The 16,623-nt window shown below is 35.6% G+C and carries 15 protein-coding genes; 9 read left to right on the forward strand and 6 right to left on the reverse strand.

Going from position 1 to position 16,623, the window contains the following annotated elements; translation table 11 throughout:
• Positions 1-7: 7 nt before the first annotated feature.
• Entirely contained in the window at positions 8-1,258 is a 1,251-nt protein-coding gene (fabF, locus tag RNZ46_RS05980) for a beta-ketoacyl-ACP synthase II (RefSeq protein WP_316984471.1), read from the reverse strand.
• 12 nt (positions 1,259-1,270) lie between these two features.
• Positions 1,271-1,504: an acyl carrier protein gene (locus RNZ46_RS05985; protein ID WP_007647141.1), complete on the reverse strand. Its 234-nt coding sequence runs from the start codon at positions 1,502-1,504 to the stop codon at positions 1,271-1,273.
• Positions 1,505-1,777: 273 nt separating this feature from the next.
• Here RNZ46_RS05985 and purN point away from each other — a divergent pair, with 273 nt between their 5' ends.
• The 4 genes from purN (at position 1,778) to RNZ46_RS06005 (ending at position 6,117) form a co-directional block, all read left to right on the forward strand.
• Positions 1,778-2,341, forward strand: coding sequence for a phosphoribosylglycinamide formyltransferase (gene purN, locus RNZ46_RS05990; protein WP_316984472.1), 564 nt, complete (start codon positions 1,778-1,780; stop codon positions 2,339-2,341).
• A gap of 103 nt (positions 2,342-2,444) precedes the next feature.
• Positions 2,445-3,086 carry a ribonuclease H family protein gene (locus tag RNZ46_RS05995; RefSeq protein WP_316984473.1) on the forward strand — a complete coding sequence of 214 codons (642 nt, stop codon included), beginning with the start codon at positions 2,445-2,447 and terminating at the stop codon, positions 3,084-3,086.
• A gap of 56 nt (positions 3,087-3,142) precedes the next feature.
• Positions 3,143-4,069, forward strand: a complete 927-nt coding sequence (locus tag RNZ46_RS06000) for a PfkB family carbohydrate kinase (RefSeq protein WP_316984474.1) — start codon at positions 3,143-3,145, stop codon at positions 4,067-4,069.
• 149 nt (positions 4,070-4,218) lie between these two features.
• A complete protein-coding gene (locus RNZ46_RS06005; protein WP_316984475.1) occupies positions 4,219-6,117 on the forward strand; it encodes an amidophosphoribosyltransferase in 1,899 nt (632 codons plus the stop codon).
• 621 nt (positions 6,118-6,738) lie between these two features.
• On the opposite strand, the gene RNZ46_RS06010 is transcribed toward RNZ46_RS06005, so the two are convergent.
• Positions 6,739-7,740, reverse strand: coding sequence for an NAD(P)H-dependent glycerol-3-phosphate dehydrogenase (locus RNZ46_RS06010; RefSeq protein WP_316984476.1), 1,002 nt, complete (start codon positions 7,738-7,740; stop codon positions 6,739-6,741).
• 132 nt (positions 7,741-7,872) lie between these two features.
• On the opposite strand from RNZ46_RS06010, the gene RNZ46_RS06015 reads away from it, so the two are divergent.
• Positions 7,873-8,808 carry a nicotinic acid mononucleotide adenyltransferase gene (locus tag RNZ46_RS06015; RefSeq protein WP_316984477.1) on the forward strand — a complete coding sequence of 312 codons (936 nt, stop codon included), beginning with the start codon at positions 7,873-7,875 and terminating at the stop codon, positions 8,806-8,808.
• 183 nt (positions 8,809-8,991) lie between these two features.
• The gene (lysM, locus tag RNZ46_RS06020; RefSeq protein WP_316984478.1) at positions 8,992-9,477 is read left to right on the forward strand and encodes a peptidoglycan-binding protein LysM; all 486 of its coding nucleotides are present in this window, start codon (positions 8,992-8,994) and stop codon (positions 9,475-9,477) included.
• Between the two features lie 81 nt (positions 9,478-9,558).
• On the opposite strand, the gene RNZ46_RS06025 is transcribed toward lysM, so the two are convergent.
• On the reverse strand, positions 9,559-10,263 hold the full coding sequence (locus tag RNZ46_RS06025; RefSeq protein WP_316984968.1) for a YiaD family glycine zipper/OmpA-like lipoprotein: 705 nt from the start codon (positions 10,261-10,263) through the stop codon (positions 9,559-9,561).
• Between the two features lie 51 nt (positions 10,264-10,314).
• Positions 10,315-10,785, reverse strand: coding sequence for a lipocalin family protein (locus RNZ46_RS06030; RefSeq protein ID WP_316984479.1), 471 nt, complete (start codon positions 10,783-10,785; stop codon positions 10,315-10,317).
• A 264-nt stretch (positions 10,786-11,049) separates the two neighbouring features.
• On the opposite strand from RNZ46_RS06030, the gene RNZ46_RS06035 reads away from it, so the two are divergent.
• Positions 11,050-12,318 carry an outer membrane beta-barrel protein gene (locus RNZ46_RS06035; protein WP_316984480.1) on the forward strand — a complete coding sequence of 423 codons (1,269 nt, stop codon included), beginning with the start codon at positions 11,050-11,052 and terminating at the stop codon, positions 12,316-12,318.
• Positions 12,319-12,543: 225 nt separating this feature from the next.
• Here RNZ46_RS06035 and metG read toward each other — a convergent pair whose 3' ends face one another.
• Positions 12,544-14,643, reverse strand: coding sequence for a methionine--tRNA ligase (metG, locus tag RNZ46_RS06040; RefSeq protein ID WP_316984481.1), 2,100 nt, complete (start codon positions 14,641-14,643; stop codon positions 12,544-12,546).
• Positions 14,644-14,808: 165 nt separating this feature from the next.
• Between metG and RNZ46_RS06045 the strand changes: the two genes are divergently transcribed.
• Positions 14,809-15,816 carry a S66 peptidase family protein gene (locus RNZ46_RS06045; protein ID WP_316984482.1) on the forward strand — a complete coding sequence of 336 codons (1,008 nt, stop codon included), beginning with the start codon at positions 14,809-14,811 and terminating at the stop codon, positions 15,814-15,816.
• A gap of 372 nt (positions 15,817-16,188) precedes the next feature.
• On the forward strand, positions 16,189-16,572 hold the full coding sequence (locus RNZ46_RS06050; RefSeq protein ID WP_316984483.1) for a GreA/GreB family elongation factor: 384 nt from the start codon (positions 16,189-16,191) through the stop codon (positions 16,570-16,572).
• Positions 16,573-16,623 lie beyond the last annotated feature (51 nt).

A 16,623-nucleotide genomic window follows, 5' to 3' on the forward strand; every position in this document is an offset into this window, starting at 1 on the left:
TCGGGATTCAATCTAGTTTTTTGAATAATACACAAGCGTTATGTCCGCCAAATCCAAATGTATTACTCATAGCTACTTTAACATCTCGTTTTTGAGCCTTGTTTAATGTTAAATTTAATTCGGGATCAATGTTCTCATCCACCGTCGTATGGTTAATGGTTGGTGGCACAATGCCATGCTCCATCGCCAAAATAACCGATATGGCTTCAATAGCTCCAGCCGCACCCAACAAGTGCCCTGTCATTGATTTTGTTGAATTAATATTTATGCTTTTAGCATGACTACCAAACACTTTTGAGATGGCCTTAAGCTCTGCCACATCTCCTAAAGGTGTCGATGTTCCATGGGTATTAATATGGTCTACATCTTCTGGCTGTAGCCCTGCATCCCTTAAACAATTTTTCATGACCTCAACAACACCAATACCTTCCGGATGTGGTGCGGTCATATGGTAAGCATCGGAAGATAATCCTCCACCCGCTACTTCGGCATAAATTTTAGCGCCTCTTGCCTTGGCATGCTCGTACTCTTCTAAAATTAAAGCGCCAGCGCCTTCACCTAAAACAAAACCGTCGCGGGTTCCATCAAAAGGTCTCGAAGCTGTTTCTGGGCTTTCGTTTCTTGTAGATAGTGCGTGCATCGCATTAAAGCCGCCCATTCCGGCAATGGTTACAGCTGCTTCACTTCCTCCCGTTACAACTACATCGCAGTACCCTAAACGTATGGAGTTTAGAGCATCGAACATCGCGTTGGCTGAAGATGCACAGGCTGAAACCGTGGTGTAATTTGGCCCCATAAAACCATGTTTTATAGAGATGTTTGCAGGTGCAATATCTGCTATCATTTTAGGAATAAAGAATGGGTTAAATCTTGGTGTGCCATCGCCTTCTGCAAAGTTTAAAACTTCTTGCTGAAAGGTTTCCAATCCACCAATACCAGCGCCCCATATAACACCAACACGCAATTTATCAACTTTCTCAAGGTTTAATTTGGCGTCTTCAATGGCCTCGTCTGCCGCTACCATAGCATATTGTGCAAACTTATCCATTTTCCGCGCTTCCTTTCTATCAAGAAAATCTGTTGCGTTAAAGTTTTTAACCTCGCAAGCGAATTTGGTTTTAAACTTTTCGGTATCATAATACGTTATAGGCGCAGCACCACTTTTACCACTAACTAAACCGTCCCAATATTCATCTTTGGTATTGCCAATTGGTGTTAAAGCCCCTAATCCTGTGACTACAACTCGCTTTATTTCCATAAATTCTAGTGCTTATTTTGCAGCCTCAATATAAGATATAGCTTGACCTACTGTTGCAATGTTTTCAGCTTGATCGTCTGGAATCTGGATATCGAATTCTTTTTCAAATTCCATAATTAATTCTACAGTGTCTAAAGAGTCTGCTCCTAAATCGTTTGTGAAGCTAGCTTCTGTTACAACTTCGTTTTCATCAACTCCTAATTTATCAACGATAATCGCTTTTACTCTTGATGCAATGTCTGACATAATATTTTAATTTTAAGTTTTAATTAGTTGGCAAAAATAAAAAACTTTATTTTTAAAACACACCTTTACTCTAAAAATGTGTCGGTAATTTACTAAAATTACTTTTAAGTATTTATATTTTTGCAGCTAATTGTTAATAATTATTTTTTTTGTTTGAATAATATTAACATTATTGGCTATAAAATGAAATGAGCCCGATAATTTTGCTGAACATTGTTGTAAATTCGATTTACGAATGACACCTGATATTAATTTTAAAATACAAACCAACAGATGAAACGTATTGTAATTTTTGCGTCCGGAAGTGGTACTAATGCTGAAAATTTAATTAAGTTTTTTCAAAACAGCCATAATGCGTCTGTTATTCAGGTGCTTACCAACAATCCTCATGCCAAAGTTTTAGAGCGCTGTAAAAAACTGAAGGTAAGTGCATTGTCATTCAATAAAATAGCCCTTACCCAAACCGATGATGTTTTAAATATTTTAAAAGCATCGCAACCAGATTTAATCGTGTTGGCAGGTTTTTTATGGAAATTCCCCGATAATATTTTAAATGCATTCCCAAATAAAGTTATTAATGTGCATCCGGCTTTATTACCAAAATATGGCGGCAAAGGCATGTACGGTATGCATGTGCACAAGGCCGTGGTTGCGAACAACGAAACCGAAACTGGTATTACCATCCATTATGTAAATGAACATTATGATGAAGGCGCCATTATTTTTCAAGCGACATGTGATGTAGATCCAAATGATTCAGCCGAAGATGTTGCGGCTAAGATTCATGAATTGGAGATGGAACATTTTCCAAAAGTTGTTAATCAATTACTCAAATAACAAAAACTAAATCCCAAAATATTTAGTGTTAATTATTGAAATTCGTGTCAAAGAAAAAACATATCATATTTATTAAAATTTCCGCCTTAAAAGGAATGACCAAATGAGTAAAAAAAAGAAAAAATATTACACCGTTTGGAAAGGCCACAAAACAGGCGTTTTTGAATCTTGGAACGATTGCAAAGCCCAAATTAAAGATTACCAAGGTGCCGTTTACAAATCGTTTTCAACCTTTAATGCCGCAAAAAACGCGCTAACAGGAAACTATAAAGATTACATCGGGAAAACAACAAAGTTTAAAAGCGAACTTTCTGAAGCCCAACTTAAAAAAATAGGGCAACCCAATTACAATTCCATATCAGTTGATGCCGCTTCCAGCGGAAACCCCGGAAAAATGGAGTATAGAGGTGTTGATACCAAAACAAAAAAGCAACTCTTTATTCAAGGCCCTTTTGAAGAGGGCACCAATAATATAGGTGAGTTTCTGGCTATTGTACATGGCTTGGCACTGCTTAAAAAAAACAATAGCGACCGCATATTATATACCGATTCTAGAACCGCCATAAGTTGGGTGAAAAAGAAAAAATGCAACACGAAGTTACCTCGTAACGAAAAAAACAAAACCCTTTTTGAACTTGTTGATAGAGCCATTGATTGGCTAAATACCAATAGCTACAAAACCGTTATTGTAAAATGGGAAACCAAAGCTTGGGGAGAAATTCCTGCGGATTTTGGGCGGAAATAAATTCGTTTATTAGCACATAAAACACTTATATTTGCAAAAAATTATAACACCTTTTTATGGGTAAATTAGTAATAGTGGGCACCATGGCTTTTGATGCCATTGAAACGCCTTTCGGAAAAACCGATAAAATTCTTGGTGGTGCGGCCACTTTTATAGGTCTTGCAGCGTCTCATTTTAATGTTGATGCCACAGCCGTATCTGTTGTAGGTGGCGATTTTCCTCAAGATTATCTCGATTTATTATCAAACAAAAATATCGATCTCTCCGGAGTGGAAATCGTAAAAGAAGGTAAAACGTTTTTTTGGAGCGGACGCTACCATAACGACATGAATTCCAGAGACACACTCGTAACAGAACTAAATACGCTCGCCGATTTTAATCCTGTTGTACCAGAAAATTATCGTGAAGCCGATGTGGTTATGTTAGGAAATTTACATCCTATCGTCCAACTAAGCGTGTTAGACCAAATGAATTCCAAACCAAAGTTGGTTATTTTAGATACTATGAATTTTTGGATGGATTCCGCATTAGATGATTTACATAACGTTATAAAACGTGTTGATGTGATTACCATAAACGATGAAGAAGCCCGACAGTTAACCGGTGAATATTCATTGGTAGTCGCAGCACAAAAAATACACGCTATGGGACCCAAATACGTCGTGATTAAAAAAGGAGAGCACGGAGCCTTATTGTTTCATCATGACCATGTGTTTTTTGCACCTGCTTTACCGCTTAAGGAGGTTTTCGATCCAACGGGTGCTGGCGATACCTTTGCCGGAGGATTTGCCGGTTACATTGCAAAAACAGGAGACACCTCGTTCGATAACATGAAAAACGCCGTAATATACGGCTCGACATTGGCCTCGTTTTGCGTTGAAAAATTTGGAACCGAACGTATGGTGAATCTAACGAATGAAGAAGTTCACAGACGCTTATTGCAATTTAAGCAATTAACGCAGTTTGATATAGAATTAGCATAAACCAACGCGCTCAAAAATAGAGCGCGTTTTTAATTTAAAACAAACCTCCAAAATGAGTTTTTATTTTGGTATCAAAAATTTGTCATTCCTGCGAAAGCAGGAATCTGAACAATTTATAATTTCCGCGAAAGCGAAAACAATTATTAAGAATGAGTGATGTATTAAAACACGAATGTGGCATAGCCATGATAAGGCTTTTAAAACCACTGGAGTATTATAAAGAAAAATACGGTAGCGCATTTTATGGCGTAAATAAAATGTATTTAATGATGGAAAAACAGCACAACCGCGGGCAGGATGGTGCTGGTTTTGCAAGCATTAAATTAGATACAAAACCAGGAGAGCGATACATAAGTAGAGTGCGCTCTATAGCCCAACAGCCCATTCAAGATATTTTTGCACAAATTAACGAACGTATAAACAAAGAACTTACCAATCATCCGGAATATGCTAATGATGTTGCGGCACAAAAAAAGCACATTCCGTATATAGGCGAAGTTCTTTTAGGTCATGTGCGTTATGGCACTTTTGGAAAGAACAGCGTTGAAAGCGTACATCCGTTTTTAAGACAAAACAATTGGATGCACAGAAACCTAATCATGGCTGGAAACTTTAACATGACCAACGTTAAAGAGCTTTTTAGTAATTTGATTGAGCTGGGGCAGCACCCAAAAGAATATACCGATACCATTACCATTATGGAAAAAATCGGCCATTTTTTAGATGATGCCGTGAGTAAAATTTACAGAGACCTAAAAAAAGAAGGCTATAATAAACAAGAAGCTTCTCCATTAATTGCAAAACGCTTAAAAGTTAGCAAAATACTAAAACGCGCTGCAAAAAACTGGGACGGTGGTTATGCTATGGCAGGACTTATTGGCCATGGCGACGCTTTCGTTTTAAGAGACCCAGCCGGTATTCGCCCAACGTACTATTATAAGGATGACGAAATAGTGGTAGTGGCTTCAGAGCGCCCCGTAATTCAAACGGTTTTTAATGTAGATTTTGACGACGTTAAAGAATTAAAACCCGGACACGCTATCATTACCAAAAAATCTGGCAAAGTATCCATTAAAAAAATATTAGACCCTTTAGAAAGAAAATCCTGTTCGTTTGAACGTATTTATTTTTCTCGAGGAAGTGATGCCGAAATATATCAAGAGCGTAAAATGCTTGGTAAATTATTGATGCCAAAAGTTCTGGAAGCTATTGATGACGACACCAAAAACACGGTGTTTTCATATATTCCAAATACCGCTGAAACCTCTTTTTTCGGAATGATAGAAACCGTTGAAGATTATTTAAACGAAAAGAAAACAGAAGCCATTTTAAACGGTGGCGGTAAAATGTCTGCCAAAAAAGTCACCGAAATTTTAGAGGAAAGACCACGCATTGAAAAAATAGCCATTAAAGATGTTAAACTACGTACGTTTATTACCGAAGATAGCAGTCGCGACGATTTGGTAGCGCACGTTTACGATGTTACTTATGGCGTTATAAAACCCACCGATAATTTAGTAATAATTGACGATAGTATTGTTCGTGGTACCACTTTAAAAATGAGTATTCTTAAAATGCTGGACAGGTTGCACCCTAAAAAAATTGTAGTCGTTTCCTCGGCGCCACAAATACGTTACCCAGATTGTTACGGTATCGATATGGCAAACCTTGAAACACTCATAGCTTTTAGAGCTGCATTGGCTTTGTTAAAAGACAGAAACATGTACCATATTGTTGAAGATGTTTATAATAAGTGCTTGGTTCAAACCGAATTAGACGATAAAGATGTCAAGAATTTTGTTAAGGAAATATATGATCCATTTACTGATGAAGAAATATCGGATAAAGCTGCCGAATTATTAAGTGACGACTGTATAAAGGCTGAGGTTAAAATTATTTTTCAACCTGTAGAAAATTTACATAAAGCTTGCCCAGAGCATTTGGGTGATTGGTACTTTACAGGAAACTATCCAACCGTTGGCGGAAACCGAGTTGTAAATAGGGCTTTTATTAACTTTTTCGAAGGCAATAAAGAACGTGCTTATTGAGTTATAAATGGATAACACTCTAGTACATGATTTTTTTAGAAAAACATTTAATCTGAAAAAAACAACCGTTCGTCTAAAAAATATTCGATTTCTATTAAATACGCATAAATTGGTATCACCATAACATAAGTAGGTTAAGTTCATGGTAGATTTGGGGCAAAAAAAGGTGAACTTCTGTTCGCCTTTTTTTATGCGTTTTACTTTTTTCTCACAATAAAATTGAAACAGGGTCTTTTTCCTTAAATAATCAGTATTAACTCATTTAAGCCAATATATAAGCCGTTTAACTAAAATATTTTAGTGGGCTGTTTCAGCGTTATATATTTGTTCCACCATAACATAAGTAGGTTAAGTTTATGGTAGATTTGGGGCAAAAAGGTGAACATCTGTTCACCTTTTTCATTTTTATATCATCACCAAAAAATCAGAAACTTCTTTTTTTAATATTAACACGCCATTTCATAATGTATACCTACACAGAATCTAATACACTTGATAGTCTCAGAAAACAGTTGAGAAACAATAGCTATAATCGCATTCAAAATATTTCAATTGAAAAATGGAATATATAGCCTCGCTTTAAAGAGTAATCAGTGAAATAAATAGGTGTCTTAGTTTAGATTAATCCAACTTTTCCGTTAGTTTTAAAAACACTTTTTTAGGGTTTTTATTTTCATATAAAACCTCGTAAACGGCATTTATAATAGGAATTTTTGCTTTTTTACCATTTTTTTCATGGAGTAAATGGGCGCTTTTTGTAGCATAATAACCTTCGGCAACCATATTCATTTCCATTTGAGCGGATTTTACAGTGTAGCCCTTACCAATCATGTTTCCAAACATGCGGTTTCTGGAAAACACCGAGTAACCCGTTACCAATAAATCGCCCAAATATGCCGAATTATTAATGTTGCGCTTCATTTTATGCCGCCTTTTTATAAACCGTTTCATTTCCCGAATGGCATTACTCATTAACACACTTTGGAAATTGTCGCCATACCCCAATCCGTGCGCAATTCCTGCCGCAATGGCATAAATATTTTTAAGCATAACGGCATATTCGATACCGATAACATCGTCACTAATTTTGGTTTTAATGTAATGGCTCGATAAATTATTGGCTATAATTTGGGCTTTTTCAGCATCGGAACAGGATACCGTTAAATACGATAAACGCTCTAGCGCAACCTCTTCGGCATGGCAAGGACCGGCAATTACGGCAATATTATCGTAAGGGATTTTATAAACATCATGAAAGTGTTCGCCAACCAACAGTCCCGTTTCTGGCATGATTCCTTTCACAGCCGAAACAATAATTTTGTTTTCAATATTGGTAGTTAATTTTTCCAATTCAGAATGCATAAAAGCCGAAGGAATTACAAATATTAAAACATCGGCATAATCGGCAATTTCATTAATATCGTTACTCAGCTTCAATTGCTCCAAATGAAACTCAACCGAACTTAAATAATTCGGGTTGTGTTGTTCTTTTAATAAATGTTCTTTGGTGTAAACACTGCGCATGTACCACCCAACTTCATCTAAATTTTCGCAGAGCATTTTTACAATGGCCGTTGCCCAACTTCCTGCGCCAAAAACCGCATATTTTAAAGGTTTATCCATAAAAAACATTTATTATTTGAATCTCAAAAATACGTAAAAAAACTATCAATTTTAAGCACATAAAATATTCACACTTGTTTTTTGGCACGTGTTTTGAAACTATGTAAAAAGAAACCCTAAAAATGTTTGATTATGAAGACTGTAAAATTACTTTTAACTTTTGCTTTATCAGCAACACTATTTACATCTTGCTATGTAGAAACCAATATAATTGATGAGGAACCAACCATTTCAATAAACCAATTGTTAAGCTTATACGAGTTATGGTATGTTGATATTAATAGTACGAGTGGCTACGGCACCACCCCGTTTTTGCAAAAAGCGTTTACCATTTCGTTTAAAAACGGCGTTATGTTTGCCAACAACAACTTAGTTGGTCTCGGCAGCAGTGGTAGTGGTTACGGCATTGCCGTTGCAGATTACAGTGCCTATGATATGATTTTAGATGTAAACCACGATGTGGATGGGTTTGAAACTTTTGATGTGTATCAAATAGATAATAATACCATTGAATTATATAATCCAAATAACGATACATCTTATTTTTTAGACGGTTACCAACGTAGTAATTTCGATTACGATTTTGTGTTCTACGACAATATTCATTATTTCTTACAAGAATACGAAGCTTGGGAAAAAACATACACCAGTGAGTTTGGTGCCATTAATGAGTTTGACAACGAAAACTATCTGCAGTTTTTAGCGGGTGGAAACGACGATACTTTTAGAAGTTCGCAAGATGAAAACGGAACAAGTTTGAACAATCTAATTTGGGATTACACCGGGTTTTATGGCGTTGGAAATATTACCGGAAACACAAAGCTTAAAACTTTAACATTAGATTATGATTCCTTCGACAATGAACATTTCGAATTAACCATTTTAAATGATGCCAAGATAGAATTGTTTCACCCAGCCTCTGAAACCGTTTACGAGTTTGAAGGTCGAGGATACATCCAATATTTAAAAAATGGTGATGTAAAAAGAAAAGAAACCTTAAAAAGAAACATCATGCGTAAGCATAGAAAAAATAAAGTAGACAACCCAAGAAAAAACACTAGGGTTTAATAAAAATTTTGGTTGGTTATTTAGTTGAGAAACTGTTTAAGGCACTTTGCTTTAGGCAGTTTCTTTTTTATAAAATATATTGTGACAAATAAATTCTTTCTGTGTCTAAACTTATGTATCGATAAAATAACGTATTTTAACCTGAACAAAAATTAATCAGTAACACTTAAAAACAAAACAAAAATGGGACTATTTTCATTCATTAAAAACGCAGGCGCCAAAGTATTTGGCATAGGAAAAACAGACGCTGAAGAAGCTGCCGAAGCCGCAGCAAAAGAGCTTAAACTGGAAGAGGCCGCTGCAAGAAAACTAGAAGAAACAATTAACGATTTACAACTGCAGGTTGAAAATTTAAATGTGCATATTGATGACGATGCAGCCACCATTACAGGAAAAGCATACAATCAAGCTACAAAGGAAAAAGTAGTTTTGGTAGTAGGCAATTCAAACGGTATTGCAACGGTAGACGACCAAATGACAGTTGAGCATGTAGAGCCAGAAGCACAATTTCACACCGTTGTAAGTGGTGACACTTTAGGTAAAATAGCTAAAACCTATTATGGAAACGCCATGAAGTATCCAGAAATTTTTGAAGCCAATAAGCCAATGCTTACCGACCCGGACAAAATATATCCAGGACAAGTTTTACGTATACCTGCCTTAGACTAATTTAAAGTACCTACTTTATATGCAAAAAGCCAACTTAAAATAAGTTGGCTTTTTTGTTTTTCTTTTACGGTAAAACTCATGTTAATTTTGTGCTTGTTGCTTAGCTTCTTCAATCATTTTTTCGCTAGGTACAATGGCAACATTTACACGACGGTTTTTGGCACGTCCTTCGGCTGTAGCATTATCGTGCATGGGTTGCGATTCGCCAAACCAATTGGTGGTAAAACGTCCAGAGCTCAAGCCTTTTCCTTTTAAGTAATTTGTAACGGCATAGGCCCTGTTTTTTGAAAGTATCATGTTCGATTCATCGCTACCTACACTATCGGTATGCCCAACTACAAGAATATTGGTGTCTGGGTATTCTTTAAACACATTAGCCAATTTATTCAAGGTTTCCTGCGAAGCAGAATTAATATTATATTTTGCCGTAGCAAAGTAAACGCCACTATTCTCATCAAAAGTAACAACGATACCGTTATCTACGCGTTCTACTTGTGCGCCTGGAATTTCTTCTTCAATTTTTTGAGCTTGTTTGTCCATTTTGTTTCCAATAAGCACTCCAGCACCGCCACCAACAACGCCTCCAATAACAGCGCCTAATTCGCCATTACCGCCTTTACCAACATTGTTTCCAATAATGGCTCCTAAAATAGCGCCACCCGTTGCACCAATTACAGCGCCTTTTTGTTTGTTATTTGCATTTTCAACAGCCTTACAGTTTATTAAACTCAAAGCCATAACCAAACTTAAAAAAGTTATTCCTATGTTTTTTATATTCATTTTCATCATTTTATATTTTAAATTGTTTTTATTGAATTTAGACGAATTAACCTCAATCTATTGCAGCGTGAAATTCATTGTAATAACAAATGGAGCACCGTCAACTAAAACCGTCTGCTCCCATTGCATTGAGGTTTCAGAAAGCGCTTTCAGCTTTATTCTAAATCCTTGATTGGTCTCCGATTTTCCTTTTTCGTTTGTTGGTTTCAACAGAAAATCATAGAGTCCCGTTTGCGCATCAACTTCTTGAATTGTGAAATTAAAATAACGTTCACCTGTGTTACACGCCGTTTGGTTTATGGCATATGTTCCGGTGTTATTGTTTGGTACAAATTGCCATGTGCTACCTTCAAAACATGCTTTTGAAGCATCGTTTAGCAAGGTTACATTGTAAGTACCTGTTTTATTATAGGTTACCGAGGTTAGTGTCCAATTTCCTTTAATGGTTTTTTTTGCTTGCCGTACGGTTTTAGTACTTCCGCAGGACACAAAAGTAACTGTTAACAGTAATATTAGTAGGTGTTTCATAATGTTTATTATTTTAATGTTTCATCAAAACTAGCAATAAGTGATAAAGTATCTTGATGCTTTTGATTAAAATATTGATACGTTTACTAATACATACGATATATGATGTGAGGTTGGATTTAATGAAAATCACATCTTATTAGAAGGTGGTTTTGAAAAAGCCCCTATTTACATCAGGGTAAATCTATTACTAAATAAAAAGTTATAAAATACTACAAATTTAATATTGAAATACATATATTTATTATCTAAATTTTATATTATATGCAAACAAAAAAGCTTACCAATAAATTCCTGTTTACCTTATTTACAATTCTTATTTTTCATATATCTCATTCTCAAGAAAACTATTTACCTGGTTACATTATTAAAACTACAAAAGATACCATACATGGTTTTGTAGACTATAAAAACTGGAGTGTAAACCCGAACAAAATAACCTTTAAGAAAAAAACAGATCAGCAAGCAAAAACTTATAATCAAACTAATATTATTGAATTTAGTGTTAAAGATGAAATTTATGTAAGTGCCATTGTGAAAAGAGAAACTAGTCCTGTGCAAACTAATATATTGCAAGATTATCCAGAGTTAAACATCAAACTAGATACCGTTTTTTTACAAACCCTATTTAAAGGTTCTAAAAATTTATATTACCACAAAAGTATTAAAGGCAGAGACAATTTTTATATAAAGCGAGGAAACGATTTTGTTCTACTAATGTATAAAAAATATACATCTTATGGACTCTTAAAAGAAAACAAGAAATACAAGGGGCAATTGGACTTGTACCTTAGTGATGATTGCCCATCAACTCGATTAAAACTAGCTTATACGGAATATACTCAAAAAAGCTTAGAAAAACTTTTTCAACATTACTATAACTGTTCTCAAGAAGAGATTATTTTCCAAAAAAAGAAAGAAAAAGTATCTGCCGATATTGGAGTGCTAGCCGGCATATCTTTGAGTAAATTAGAATTTAATGGAAAGACATCTTTGAATTATCTTACGGAAACAGATTTTAGTCAATCGACAGACTTTACATCTGGTATTTTTATTGATATCTTTTTTTCTAGAAACCTCCAAAAATGGTCCTTGAACAATGAGCTTATATACAGTCAAGCAAAATATGAAGGTCGTCATCATTCTTTTAGAAATGAAACCGGAGATGTTAATACTTTAGTTCAGTTTGATTATTCGTATATAAAACTTAACAATTTATTACGTTTTAATATCCCCTTAAACCAAAAATCATTACGTGCATTTATTAATTTAGGAATATCTAATGGCTTTGCCATAAAAGAAAAAAATTACAAAAAACAAGAAATAAACTTTTTTGGCAATGAAAGAGTTGTTGAGGAAAAAGCACTCGATAGAAGTCGTAAATACGAACAAAGCTATATTCTAGGGGCAGGCATAAAACACAAGAAATTATCTCTTGAAGCTAGGCACGAAAGAGGCAATGGTATATCAGAATTTGAAAACTTGAGTTCACCAACCAAAAGGATTTATATTTTATTAGGGTATCGCTTTTAAAATGCACCTCTTAACTTTATATCCTATTGTATTGGGTTTCTCTTATCCATCATTTTGGTTGATAAATTAAACTATTGCGGACCATTTGCAATTGAGATAGTTAGTTAAATTTTCAATATCTCTCCTAAATAAATATGATAGTCCGTAAAAATAGCCAAATCCAATTTTTACATGAGTATTGCTTTATTTGAGAACTTGGTTTATTTAACATCCAAAAACAATGTTTTAACTTATTTGCAATCCATTTGCAACCTTAGAAGTATCTGGGTTTACAAACACCAATTTTCCATCTGGGGTTTCGGTCATTAAAATCATGCCTTGACTTTCTACACCGCGAAGCGCTCTTGGAGCAAGATTCACTAAAACGGTTACTTGTTTTCCAACCACTTCTTCGGCTGTAAAGCTTTCTGCAATTCCGGAAACTATGGTGCGCACATCAATGCCCGTATCGACTTTAAGCTTTAACAATTTTTTGGTTTTAGGCATTTTTTCTGCTTCTAAAATAGTGCCAACTCGAATATCTAACTTAGTAAAATCTTCAAAAGTAATGGTGTCTTTTTGAGGCTCAACAGTGGCATTTGCGATTTCATTGGCTTTTTTACTCGCCTCTAATTTCTCCAATTGCTTTTTAATGGTGTCGTCTTCAATTTTGGAGAACAACAATTCTGCTTTTCCAATTTGATGGTTTGCTGGAATTAATACATCTTTAGTGCTTACTTCATTCCATTGAAGTGCTTCAACAAGCTCAGTATGACCATCGTTTTCGTTTTTGTCCATTTGAGCAATCCCAAGGATATCTTTTAATTTTTTTGAAGTAAAGGGTAAAAAAGGTTCGCTTAAGGTGGCTAAAGCTGATGCAATTTGAAGCGCTACGTACATGATGGTTTTAGTACGCTCTTCGTCTACCTTAATGACCTTCCACGGCTCTTCATCGGCCAAATATTTATTACCTAATCGGGCTAAATTCATAAGTTCTTGTCCCGCTTCTCTAAAACGGTAGCGCTCAATGGAACTCGCAATAACATCGGGATATGCTTTTACCGTTGCCAAAGTCTCATTATCGATTTGCGATAATTCATTAGGCACTGGAACAATTCCACTGTAATATTTGTTGGTTAGCACCACAACACGATTAATAAAATTGCCAAAAATAGCCACCAATTCGTTATTGTTTCGTGCTTGAAAATCTTTCCAAGTAAAATCGTTATCCTTGGTTTCTGGAGCATTTGCGGTTAATACATAACGAAGTACATCTTGTTGGTTCGGGAAATCCTGCAAATATTCCGTTAACCAAACTGCCCAGTTTTTAGAGGTAGACAGTTTATTGCCTTCTAAATTTAAAAATTCGTTTGCGGGCACATTTTCCGGTAAAATATAAGAACCTTCCGCCTTAAGCATGGCCGGAAAGATGATGCAATGAAAAACAATATTATCCTTACCTATGAAGTGTACCAATTTTGTGTTTTCGCCTTTCCAATAGGGTTTCCAATCTTTCCCTTCACGAGCGGCCCATTCTTTAGTTGAAGAAATATAACCAATAGGCGCATCAAACCAAACGTAAAGCACTTTGCCTTCGCCACCTTCGGCGGGTACGGGAATACCCCAATCTAAATCGCGGGTTACGGCACGCGGACGCAAACCATCGTCAATCCACGATTTTACTTGTCCGTAAACATTGGGTTTCCAATCTTTTTTATGGCCTTTTAAAATCCATTCTTTTAAAAAATCCTCGTGTTTATCCAACGGTAAAAACCAGTGTTTGGTTTGTTTTAAAGTAGGAACATTACCCGTAATTGCTGATTTCGGATTGATCAAATCGGTGGCATTATGGCTGGTGCCGCAGTTTTCACATTGATCGCCATAGCTTTCTTCGTTGCCACATTTTGGGCAAGTGCCTATAACAAAACGGTCTGCTAAAAATTGGTTGGCTTCTTCATCAAATAATTGTTCGGTGGTTTCTTCAATAAACTCACCTTTATCGTTTAAAGTGGTAAAAAACTCCGATGCCGTTTCATGATGAATTTTAGCCGATGTACGTGAATAATTATCGAACGTTATCCCAAAATCTTCAAAAGAGGCTTTTATAATGGCGTGATATTTGTCGACTATATCTTGCGGAGAAACGCCTTCGCTTTTTGCTTTAATGGTAATGGGCACACCGTGTTCGTCGCTGCCGCATACAAAAAGCACATCGTTTCCTGTTAAACGCAAATAGCGTGCATAAATATCGGCCGGGACATAAACACCCGCTAAATGCCCGATGTGGATTGAGCCGTTGGTGTAAGGTAATGCCGCAGTAATGGTATATCGTTGTGGTTGATTCATTATGAAATTCGAATTAAACTTTCATTGTGAGGTGTTTGATAAAAAATGTGGTAATCTTTGAAAACATTACCACGTTACTTATCTCCTCTAATAACGTTTGATTTTAACAAGCCGTAAAAATACGCATTTTGAAGGCTATTTAGAAAAAAAATGTAAATTTACATTATGACAAAAAATATTTTAATTCTCGTTTTAAGTTGTTCGCTTTTTTTATTTGGAAACATATCCATTTCTGCACAAGATATGGCACCCAAAAAATTAATACAACCACCTTATTTAAAGGCGGGAGATACAGTTGCTATTGTTGCGCCTTCGGGTATTTTAAAAAACAAATTCAAAGAAATAGAAGCAACCCGAACATTGCTTAAAAGTTGGGGCCTGCACACCGTGGTTGGCAAACACGTTTTTAATCAAAATAATCATTTTGCAGGAACCGATAGCGAGCGTTGTGAAGATTACCAAAACGCGCTAGACGACCCCACAATTAGTGCCATTATGTGCGCTCGCGGAGGCTACGGAACGGTTAGAATTCTTGATAATATAGACTTTACAAAATTTAAAAACCATCCCAAATGGCTGATTGGTTACTCTGATATTACAGCATTGCACAATCAATTGCATAACGAAGGTTTTGAAAGTCTCCATGCCATGATGTGCACCAGCATGATTGATGATTTGGAAGCCATTAAAGAAACCATTTCAACCTTTAAAGATGCCATTTTCGGAAAACCTTTAAGCTATACGTTAGAAGGTTCTGAATACAATAAAACAGGCGCGAGTACCGGACAGCTTGTTGGTGGCAACTTAACTTTATTACACACCATGTTGGGCTCTGAAACCAGTATTGACGTGTCTGGAAAAATACTGTTTATTGAAGAAGTTGGAGAGCACAAATACCACATTGACCGTATGTTGCAAAGCTTAAAACGCGCTGGTTACTTTGATAATTGCAAAGGTGTTATTGTGGGCGATATCAATAAAATACGGAAAAACACAACGCCTTGGGGAAGCTCGATAGAGCAGCTTATTTTAGATGCTTTGGCAGATTACGATTTCCCGATTGCCTTTAACATGCCTGCTGGACACGAAGATGATAATCGGGCGTTGATTTTGGGACGAACCATAAAATTGACTGTTACCAAAGATAAAAGTACGGTTGTTTTTGAGGAGTAAAATACATCTAGCCACCTAAAAATCAGTGTGTTTTGCTTTTGTCACTTTTAAAGATTATCTTTGCACCTATTCGTGATACAACATGGCTACAAGTAATTTTTTATACAAACAAGCAGGTTCTGATAGGGTATATTTATCAATACCTTATTTGCACGATGATATTTTTTTAAATCACTCCAAAGAGTTTATTCTATAATCCCTGTCAAGACTCAAGACAGGGTATTTCTACAGGGTTTCAGAATAAAATTTAATCATTTTTTTCTTTTTTAAAAGTTGCTTTTACGGTTAAACATTTACATGATTTATGCTGCGTTTAATGGTTTGAGTCAGTCATAAAAGCCTTAAAAAAAGAAAGTTTTAAATATCAATATAATGCAAGAACAAGTTATTTTAACAACCGGAATATACGATATGATCAAAGATCATGTAAGAAGAAAAAAAGTAACCCAACAAGAAGAAGAGCTTTTACTTGAAGAATTAAAAGGTGCTAAACAAGTACGTCGAAGAGAATTACCTAACGACGTTGTAACGGTGAACCGTAGGGTAAAAATTATGGACCACACGGCGAATAAAGAAGAGGAATACATATTCGTTTCAACCGATAAAAAGAATAATAAAAAGCGTAAATCTTCAATTTTGAGTGATGTTGCCGTGGCTACAGTCGGCCGAAAAGTTGGCGATTTAATCACTTGGCCTTTTAGAAATGGTGAGAAAAAGTTGGAGATTTTACACGTTGAAGAATTTCACCAAGCTTAAGTACAAGCTAATCTAATATTTTTAAAAAACCTTGGCTTTATAAAGTCAAGG

Source organism: Hwangdonia lutea (genome assembly GCF_032814565.1).
In the GTDB taxonomy this organism is placed as follows: Bacteria; Bacteroidota; Bacteroidia; order Flavobacteriales; family Flavobacteriaceae; genus Hwangdonia; species Hwangdonia lutea.